A 9316-nucleotide genomic window follows, 5' to 3' on the forward strand; every position below is an offset into this window, starting at 1 on the left:
GATCGCGCGCGCGGGGATCAAGGCCGTCTATTCCTACGGTGGCCGCACGCGCGCGCCCGCCCATCAACCGCTGCCGACCCGCATCGGCGGTTTCGGCGGCGTCAGCGGTCTTGCCGACTATATTCGCGATGAAGGCTTCACGCATGTAATCGACGCGACGCATCCGTTTGCTGCCGAGATGAGCCGCAACGCGGTCCAGGCGTGCGCGCAAACGGGCACACCCCTGATCGCACTCGAGCGCGCGCCGTGGGTTCAAGCGCCCGGCGACAACTGGATCGAGGTCGTTGACGTCAACGCTGCGGTCGCCGCGCTGCCAGAGTCTCCGGCGCAGGTGTTCCTCGCCATCGGTCGCCAGCACATCGCACCGTTCGCGAGCAAGCCGCAGCACGCCTACACGCTCCGTTTCGTCGATCCGCCCGAAGCGCCCCTGCCCTTTGCGGCGGACGTGATCGTGTCGCGCGGACCATTCACGCTTGACGCCGAGTTGGAGATGATGCGCGCGCGCGGCATCACCTGGATCGTCGCCCGCAATTCCGGCGGCGCCGGCGCGCGCGCCAAGATCGACGCCGCCCGCGCGCTCGGCCTGCCCGTGATCCTGATCTCGCGACCGCGATTGCCCGAGAGATCGCGGGTGGAGAGCGTCGCCGAAGTGATGCAGTGGCTCGGTCATCGGACCTGCCTCGGCGCATAGACCCAGCGGCCGACGCGGCGCGTCTGCGAATTGCCGACGATCACGAGCGTGCGCATGTCGGCCATTTCGGGTATTGCCTCGTTCAGCGTCACCGTCTCGATCTTCTCGTCAGCGGCGCTGACCGCGCGCGCGAAGATCACGAGGCGTTCGCCGCAGCCGGCGTCCTTCAACAGCGCGAGCGCGCGACCAAATCCCTCCGGCCGGCTCGCCGAGCGCGGATTGTACATCGCGATGGCAAAATCGGCTTCCGCGGCGAGCCGCAGCCGCTTCTCGATCACCGCCCACGGTTTTAGATTATCGGAGAGATTGATCGCGCAGAAATCATGCCCCAGCGGCGCACCCGCGCGCGCGGCCGCCGCCAGCATCGCGGTGATGCCCGGCAGCACGCGGATCGGAAGCTCGCGCCATTGCGGCGCCTGTTCGAGCGCCTCGAACACGGCGGAAGCCATCGCGAACACGCCGGGATCGCCGGAGGACACAACGACGACCTGCCCGCCTTCGGCCGCAAGCTGCAAAGCCTCGCGCGCGCGCAGCAACTCTTCGCGGTTATCAGACGGGCGGAGGTTAAGCCCCACCCGCGGCGCGACGCGCGCGACGTAAGGCGCATAGCCCAGAATGTCGGTCGCGCCCGCAAGCGCGGCGGAGACCTCCGGCGTCACCATCGCCTCGTTGCCCGGTCCGAGGCCCGCGATGGTCAGGGTGCCCGTCATTCGGCGGCGTCCAGATGCCGGCCTTTGCCGTGCACGAGCACGATCGCGAAATAGGGACATTCGGCAGCATCGATCTCGGCAAGCCGCGCGACACGCTCGCCCGGCATGGTGCCGCGCTCGACCAGCCAGGCATCATCCAGCCGGCCGGCGGAAGCCAACGCGCGGCGCACTTTTGCAAGATTGCGGCCGGTCTTCATGATGACCAGCGCATCGGAATCCCGCATCCGCCGTTCAAGCTCGTCCTCGGCCAGCGTCCCCATCAGCACCGTCGTCACGTCGTCGCCGAGCGCGATCGGCTGGCCGACGCCGTTCCAGCAGCCCACCATGCCGGGAATGCCCGCGATCACCTCGATCTCGACGCGATTTTGCAGGCGCGTGTGCAGATGCATGAAGGAGCCGTAAAAGTAAGGATCGCCCTCGCAGAGCACGACGACGTCGACCGCGCGGGCCAGACGAGCCAGGCGCTCCGCCCACTCGTCGTAGAAGCCGGCGAGCAGCTGGACATAGTCGGGGCTATCGAACGCGATCTCCGTGGTGACCGGATATTCCATCGGGTATTCGGTGACGTCGCCTGCGAGCATGCCTTCGACGATCCGGCGGGCCTGGCCGGGCCGGCCCTTCTTGCGGAAATAGGCGACGTGCTTCGCGCCGCGCACCGTCCGATCAGCGCGCACGCTCATCAGATCGGGATCACCGGGGCCGAGACCGCAGCAGATGATGCGTCCCATCGCTATTCGCTCCGGCTCGCCAGCGCGTTCACGGCGGCAACGGTGATCGCGGAGCCGCCGAGGCGGCCCTCGACCGTCAGCGCCGGCACCGGCGGATTTGCCATCAGCGCGGCCTTGGATTCGGCGGCGCCGACGAAGCCGACGGGACAACCGATGATCGCCGCCGGCCGCGGGCAGTCGCGGTCCTCCAGCATGTTGAGGAGATGAAACAGCGCGGTCGGCGCGTTGCCGATCGCGACGATCGCTCCGTCGAGATGCGGCCGCCACAGCTCCAGCGCCGCCGCCGAGCGCGTGTTGCGCATGGATTGCGCAAGCGCAGGAACGGCCGCGTCGCCGAGCGTGCAGATGACCTCATTGCCCGCCGGCAGCCTTGCACGGGTAACTCCCTCCGAGACCATGCGCGCGTCGCACAGGATCGGCGCGCCCTTCTGCAACGCGGCGCGCGCAGATGCGGCCATGCCCGGCGTGAAGCGGACATGCGCCTCCAGGCCCACCAGGCCGGCGGCATGGATCATCCGGACCACGACCTGTTCCTCGTCGGGCGTGAAGCGCGACAGATCGGCCTCGGCCCGGATCGTGGCAAAGGATTGCCGGTAGATCGCAGCGCCATCGGTCTCGTAGACATGCGGCATCAGTGCCCTCCCAGCAGAATGGAGGGATTTCTGACGATGTCGTCGCGATTCAATCCACGCATGACAGGCTCATCGCGCGTCGATCCGCCGCGCACGAGATCGAAGCCCGCGCCGGTCGCGACCAACGTGACCGCGGCCACGCCGGAATGGGCGCAGCCCTTTGCGCAGCCCGAGACGTGAAGCCGCGCAGCTGCGCCGATGTTCGGCGCAAGCGCCGCCGCCAGAGCGCGGGTGTCGGCATGGGCCTCGCGACAACGCGGCGCGCCGCTACAGGCGATGACACGCAGCGCCGGATCGTAGGCCTCGGTGATGAGGCCGGCCGCAGACGGCATCGTCCGCTTGCCCTCGCTCAACACCATGCGCCATGGCGTCATGCGCAACGCATGTCCGCAACCGGCGAACTGGTTGAGGGTCGCATGCGGCATTTGCCCGAAGGCAACGCCGACCATCGCGCCTTGCGGATAAAGGTCGGGGCGCGCCGCGGCCATGATCGGCGCCGGCTCGACCTCACCGCACAACGCGTCAGGCAGGACACCGCCTGCGGCAAGATGCGTCGCCATCCGCCCTCGCCCGCCCCTGGCACCGCCCGATGTCACGAACCAATTGGCAAGCGCGAGTGCGGCAGTCACAGCCTCGCCGCGTCCGACGGAGTGGCCGAACTTGGCACCATCGGCCCGCACCAGCAGTCCGCCGGTGCGATCGCGCTCGATCCGCACGTCCGCGGAATCGCCGGCGAGCACGCGCGAGGCGCCGTCATCGATCGCAAAGCCGAACTTCGTTGGAAGCGCAAGCACGCTCTCCTCGAGCGCCGCTTCGAGCTCGGCGGCGAGCGATTGGGTCTCGTCGCCGTCGCGCCAGAACGGCGTCACCAGAATGTTGCGCCGCGCTTCGGTATCGGCGTCCGGATCGAGCAGCGCCAGCTGCGCGAGCCCGTCGAGCAGCAGCCGATGGCTGGTGTCGCTGACGCCCCTGATCTGGAGATTGGCGCGGCTGGTCACGTCGATCAGTCCGTTGCCATGACGTTCGGCCAGATGCGCAAGCCCGGAGATCTGCGCCGCATCGAGCCGTCCGCCGTACGGGCGCACCCGGACCACCAGCCCATCGCCCGATTGCATCGGCCGCAGCGCACCGGGACACCAGCCCTTGATCGCAACGGCGCTCATGACGCCTCCCGCAGCGCGGCCGCGATCGAATTGCGGCGCGTTCGCCAGAGTGAAGCCTCATGCAGTCGCGTGAAGCAGATCTCCATCGCGGCCAGAGCCGCCGGATTTTCCTGCGCCATGAAGTCGCGGACGTCGTCACTGCCGAGTGTGGCGTCGTAGTAGAGATCGAACAGATGCGGCGGCACGGCGCCGGCCAGATGGGCGAAGGCGGCCATGTGCTCGAGTGTCGCGGTGATCTCGGCGGCGCCGCGAAAACCATGGCGCATCATGCCGGCAATCCAGGCCGGATTGGCCGCACGCGCACGGACGACGCGTGAAATTTCTTCCGTCAGAGTCCGTGCGCGCGGCTGCTCGGGGCGCGTCGCGTCGAGATGATAGAGCGACGGCGCAGACGCGCCGAGCCTTTCGGCGGCGGCGGCAATGCCTGCTTCATGCGCCGCATAGTCGGCTGCGAGCAGCAGATCCGTTTCCGGCAGGTCCTGAACGTGGACGAAGGCGTCGGCAGATGCGAGCCGCTGTTCGATGCCGGCGCGATCGGGCTTGATCGCCCCGTCGGCGGAGAACGCCCAGGACGAGGCCGACAGCCAGGCCTCGCCGGCGGCCTCTCGCGTGTCGGATGTGAAGTCATCGGGAATCGCCGACAGCCCAACGCCGTATTGTCCGGGGCGCGGCGCGAACACGCGGGATGCGCGATGCCGGTATGGATTCTCGTCGCCCTCACCCTCGCGCGCCGCAAGCGCTTCGGCCGCCGCCTCGAACAATTGCGCAAGGCCGGCGAAGACATCGCGGAACAGGCCCGACAGCCGCAGCGTGACGTCGATGCGGGGGCGGCCAAGCTCGGCCGGCGCGATGATGTCGTAGCCGGTCACGCGGCCGGAGGCGTGATCCCAGCGCGGCGCAAGGCCGGCCAGATGCAGCGCCATGGCGAATTCCTCGCCGGCCGTGCGCATCGTGGCCGAACCCCAGAGGTCGATCACGAGGCCTTTCGGCCAGTCGCCATGATCCTGCAAATGACGCCGCAGCAGCTCTTCCGCGAGTTTGATTCCCTGCGCATGCGCCGACGGCGTCGGCACCGCGCGCGGATCAACGGCAAAGAGATTGCGTCCCGTCGGCAGCACGTCCTGCCGTCCGCGATAGGGCGAGCCGGACGGCCCCGGCGCAACGCGCCGTCCCGCAAGCGCGGCGCGTAGCGCATCCCGCTCCGCCTCGCCACAGGCGCCGCGGCCGAACACGTGCAGGCCGTCACCGAACTGGCTCTCCTTGAGGTCGCAGACGAAGCGATCGATCCGCGGGATGGCTTCGGCCGGCGCGGCCGACGCATCGAGGCCGAGATCGTGCTCAAGCCCTGCCACACGGGCCTCGTCGCGGATCGCAGCGATCAGGCGCTGGCGGCGGGCGGGATCGAGGCCATCGGCGGTCGAGTATTCGTCAAGCAGTTGTTCGAGCCGGCGCAGGCCGTCCGGCACGGCGGACGCCGCAAGCGGCGGCGGCAGATGGCCGATCGTAACCGCGCCAGTGCGCCGCTTCGCCTGCGCGGCCTCGCCGGGGTCATTGACGATGAAGGGATAGATGACGGGGAGATCGCCGACCAGTGCTTCCGGCCAGCAGGCCGGCGACAGCGCCACGGATTTTCCGGGCAGCCATTCCAGCGTGCCATGCGCGCCCATGTGCAGGACGGCATCGATGCCCTGTTCCCTGAGCCAGAGATAGAACGCGACATAAGCGTGGCGCGGCGTGCGGGCGAGATCGTGATAGTCGGCATCGCGCGTGCTCGCTTCGCCACGCTCAGGCTGAACCGCGATGATCGATCGGCCGCATCGAATCGCGGCGAAATGGAACACACCATCGCGGCAGTTCGGATCATCCTCCGGCGCGCCCCAGGCTTGCGCCAGATCGTCCTGCAACGCTTGCGGAAGACGCGACACCGCCGCACGGTAGTCGGCAGTGCTCCAGGTCAATTGCCGCTTCAGCATGGTCTCGCCAAGCGCAGGGGCCGGCTCAACATCGAAGCCGGTCTCGGCCAGGTCAACCAGCAATGCCTCGACCGAGGCAAGCGCGTCGAGACCAACCGCATGCGCGATCTGGTGCGGGCGTCCCGGATAGTTCGAAAGCACGATCGCCAGCCGCTTCTCACCTGTCTGCTTGTCTGCGAGCCGCCGCCAGGCGGCCACGCGCGCCGCGACAGCCTTCACGCGCTCTTCGTCCGGGCGATGAGCAAGATGCGAGAATTGCAGATCGGGATCGCGCATCGCGGCCGACTTGAAACTCACCACGCCCGCGAACAGGCGGCCGTCGACCTCGGGCAGCACCACATGCATCGCGAGATCGCCGGGCGACAGGCCGCGCAGCGACTCCCTCCAGTCCTCGCGCCGCGCGGTGGAGAGTGCGACCTGAAAGACAGGGCACGGAGCGGCATCGAACGGCGTCGTGCCGTCGTCGCCGACCGCCGAAAACGCCGTCGCATTGACGATCGCAGCGGGAGGCGTTTGCGCAAGATGCGCCTGCAGCCAATCCGCAACGCCTGCAGCCTTCAGCGAGGTGGCGAACACACCATAGGCGTCAAAGCCCTTCTCGCGCAGCGCCGCGATCAGCGCATCGACCGGGCCGGTATCGGCGGCGGTGAGATAGGAGCGATAGAAGGTCACGAGCGCACGCGGCCTTGCATCGGAGCTCGGCGGTGCTGCAATGACGCCGCGTGCGGGATCGTAAAAACCCATCTCGGGCACGGTCATCTCGCCGGCGACCGGACCGGCATACAGGCCCGAAGCCAGCGCAAGCTGCGCGATCGCGGCTTGGGCTGCGACCGGGCCGCCGGTGTCGCAGAGCACCTTGAGCCGCCGCAGCGTCGAAACCGGCAAGGTGGAGTATGCGTCCAGGCGCGTGTCGTCACGGCCATCGGCCGGCAGCACCGCCAGCACGATGCCGCGGTCCTTCGCCAGTTGATGCAGGGCCGCAAGTCCGTAGGCCCAATAGGACTCACCGCCGATCAGGCGCAGCAGAATGCCGCGCGCCTGCGACAGCGTGCGCTCGATATAAGTGTCGACCGAGAGTGGATGACGCAGTTCCGCGAGATTGGCCAGCCGCAGCGACGGCAGGCTGTCGCGCCCGCGGCGCCAGCCTGCCGCAAACGCAGCCAGATCGGAGTCCGAGAACGAGAGCACCACGAGATCGGCCGGATCCTGGCCGATGTCCCTTGGCGTCGCGGTCTCCTCGAGACCGCGGCTCTCGCGGAAGACGACGTGCATCAGATACCAAGCCTTGAGATACCAAGTCCCGCTCTTATCGCGGCCTCGTCGATATCGCCGTGCTCGCCGATCACGACGAGCTTTGACCGCCGCGCGCCGGCAGCCCAGGGCTTGTCGAACTGGTGCCGCACCCGCTCGCCAACGGCCTGAAGCAGCAGGCGCATCGGCTTGCCCGCGACGGCAATATAACCCTTGGCCCGCAGCACGTTCTGCTCGCGCGCGAGACGCTGGATCGATGCGACCAGCGCATCGATATCCGTGACCTCCGGAAGGTCGATCACGACGGAGGCAAAGTCGTCATGCTCGTGGTCCTCCTCGCCGTCATGATGCGAGGGACGCGCGGCAAGATCATTCTCCGCCGCAGCTCCCAGACCGAGGATGACGCGCGCATCGATCGCACCGTCGGTGATCGCCAGCATCGGCACGCGGCGAGGCATCTCGGCGATGATCGCCGCCCTGGCCATTTCGAGCCCGGCGCTGCCGGCAAGATCCGCCTTGGTCAGCAGCACGATGTCGGCGCAGGCGATCTGGTCCTCGAACACTTCCGACAGCGGCGTCTCGTGATCGAGATTCCCGTCAGCCGCGCGCTGCGCTTCGACGGCGTCGGGATCCGGGGCGAAGCGTCCGGCGGCAACGGCCTCCGCGTCGGCGAGCGCGATCACGCCGTCGACCGTGATGCGCGAACGGATTTCGGGCCAGTCAAATGCCTTGAGCAGCGGCTTCGGCAACGCCAGTCCCGAGGTCTCGATCAGGATGTGATCGGGCCTCACGGGCCGCGCCAGCAGCAGCTCCATGGTCGGGATGAAATCATCGGCGACGGTGCAGCAGATGCAGCCATTGGCGAGCTCGACGATGTTCTCCTCCGGGCAATTGGCGTCGGCGCAGGATTTCAAGATCTCGCCATCGACGCCTTCGCTGCCGAACTCGTTGACGAGTACCGCGAGCTTCTTGCCGTTGGCGTTGGCAAGCAGATGCTGGATCAGCGTCGTCTTGCCGGAGCCGAGGAAACCGGTGACGACCGTGACCGGGACTTTTGCGAGCGAGTTCATTCTGCGGCCTCTGGCACAACGGCAATGGGGGGAATGCGGGCAAGCGACTGCTTGCGGAAGATTTCGGGACGGCTGCGCCATGGCACGATGCCGTCGGGCGCGGCCGCATACGCCGCAGCACCCGCGACCACGTCGCTCGCATGGGCATCGGACAGGCGGCCGTAGACATAGGACCAGCGGCCGGGCGCGCTCAGCGCGACCGAGCAGCCCTGGCTGCAGGCCGACAGGCATTCGACGGGAACCACGTTGACGCCCTCGGGTACGCCGGCGTCGAGGATCGCACCATGCAGGCGCTTGCCCGGCGCGATCTCGCCCTCGCTAAGCGTCTGGCCGGCACGGCAGGTGATGCAGACGTGAAGTGTGACGGTCATCGCCCCTTCCAGGAAAAATAGCGGGAGGCGATGAGGCGCACGGACCCTGACTTGCGGAGGCCCGCTTCCCCGTCGCGGAACACCCCGTCCGCCGGTCCAAAACTTCCGCGCTGGCAGGTCTCCCGGCTTGCGGAGCAGGGTTTTGCCCTACGATCCCCGCCTTCCCGATCCCGCGAGGGATCAGTGGCTTTGGGCATCTCTCCGGTCACGGTCGCGGGGGCGGCTGCATTTTGGACCCAAATCTTGCCGATTCGGACCCTATCGCATTCCCTCTTCGCCTGTCATAGGACAGGAACCAACGCCGGCCCACCATTTGCCCCCGGCCGCCACTTGTCAAGCCGAAGGACCCTGTCCGATGACGCCTGAACCGGATCCCCAGACGGCCGAGGAAACCGACGCCCGCCACGCTGCGAAAATGGCGAAGAAGAAGGTCGCCCGCGACAAGATCATGGCGACCAAGAGCGGCGAAAAGGGCCTCATCATCGTCCACACCGGCGCCGGCAAGGGCAAGTCCTCCTCCGCCTTCGGCATGGTCGTCCGCTGTGTTGCCCATGGCTTCCCCTGCGCCGTCGTGCAGTTCATCAAGGGCGCCTGGGACACCGGCGAGCGGCGCCTGCTCACCGGCCATTTCGGCGATCTCTGCCAGTTCCATGCGATGGGCGAAGGCTTTACCTGGGAGACGCAGGACCGCGCCCGCGATATCGCAGCAGCCCGCGCCGGCTGGGAG

9 protein-coding genes and 1 riboswitch are annotated in these 9316 nt (G+C 67.9%); of the genes, 2 read left to right on the forward strand and 7 right to left on the reverse strand.

Features of this window, described 5'->3' with window-relative positions:
- Window position 1 precedes the first annotated feature (1 nt).
- Window positions 2–691 (forward strand): cobalt-precorrin-6A reductase, encoded by a 690-nt coding sequence (locus ACXJL8_RS24435; protein WP_456685728.1) that lies wholly within the window; start codon window positions 2–4, stop codon window positions 689–691.
- Here the strand turns inward: ACXJL8_RS24435 and cobJ are convergent.
- Genes cobJ through ACXJL8_RS24470 form a run of 7 tightly spaced genes read right to left on the reverse strand, consistent with a single transcriptional unit; the run spans window position 667 to window position 8589 of the window.
- Entirely contained in the window at window positions 667–1401 is a 735-nt protein-coding gene (gene cobJ / locus ACXJL8_RS24440) for a precorrin-3B C(17)-methyltransferase (protein ID WP_456617767.1), read from the reverse strand. The genes ACXJL8_RS24435 and cobJ overlap by 25 nt on opposite strands.
- Window positions 1398–2129 (reverse strand): precorrin-2 C(20)-methyltransferase, encoded by a 732-nt coding sequence (locus ACXJL8_RS24445; protein WP_456617768.1) that lies wholly within the window; start codon window positions 2127–2129, stop codon window positions 1398–1400. Before ACXJL8_RS24445 ends, cobJ begins: the two co-directional genes overlap by 4 nt.
- Window positions 2130–2131: 2 nt before the next feature.
- Window positions 2132–2761: a precorrin-8X methylmutase gene (locus ACXJL8_RS24450; protein WP_456617769.1), complete on the reverse strand. Its 630-nt coding sequence runs from the start codon at window positions 2759–2761 to the stop codon at window positions 2132–2134.
- Window positions 2761–3924: a precorrin-3B synthase gene (cobG, locus tag ACXJL8_RS24455; protein ID WP_456617770.1), complete on the reverse strand. Its 1164-nt coding sequence runs from the start codon at window positions 3922–3924 to the stop codon at window positions 2761–2763. Before cobG ends, ACXJL8_RS24450 begins: the two co-directional genes overlap by 1 nt.
- Entirely contained in the window at window positions 3921–7169 is a 3249-nt protein-coding gene (cobN, locus tag ACXJL8_RS24460) for a cobaltochelatase subunit CobN (protein WP_456617771.1), read from the reverse strand. Before cobN ends, cobG begins: the two co-directional genes overlap by 4 nt.
- Window positions 7169–8218 (reverse strand): cobalamin biosynthesis protein CobW, encoded by a 1050-nt coding sequence (gene cobW, locus ACXJL8_RS24465; protein WP_456617772.1) that lies wholly within the window; start codon window positions 8216–8218, stop codon window positions 7169–7171. Before cobW ends, cobN begins: the two co-directional genes overlap by 1 nt.
- Window positions 8215–8589: a DUF1636 family protein gene (locus ACXJL8_RS24470; RefSeq protein ID WP_456617773.1), complete on the reverse strand. Its 375-nt coding sequence runs from the start codon at window positions 8587–8589 to the stop codon at window positions 8215–8217. Before ACXJL8_RS24470 ends, cobW begins: the two co-directional genes overlap by 4 nt.
- A 95-nt stretch (window positions 8590–8684) precedes the next feature.
- A riboswitch (cobalamin riboswitch) is annotated at window positions 8685–8904 on the reverse strand.
- A gap of 40 nt (window positions 8905–8944) precedes the next feature.
- Here ACXJL8_RS24470 and ACXJL8_RS24475 point away from each other — a divergent pair.
- Window positions 8945–9316, forward strand: a 372-nt coding sequence (locus ACXJL8_RS24475) for a cob(I)yrinic acid a,c-diamide adenosyltransferase (RefSeq protein WP_456685729.1), incomplete at its 3' end; no start/stop codon positions are given.

The organism is Bradyrhizobium sp. P5_C11_2, from assembly GCF_054049755.1.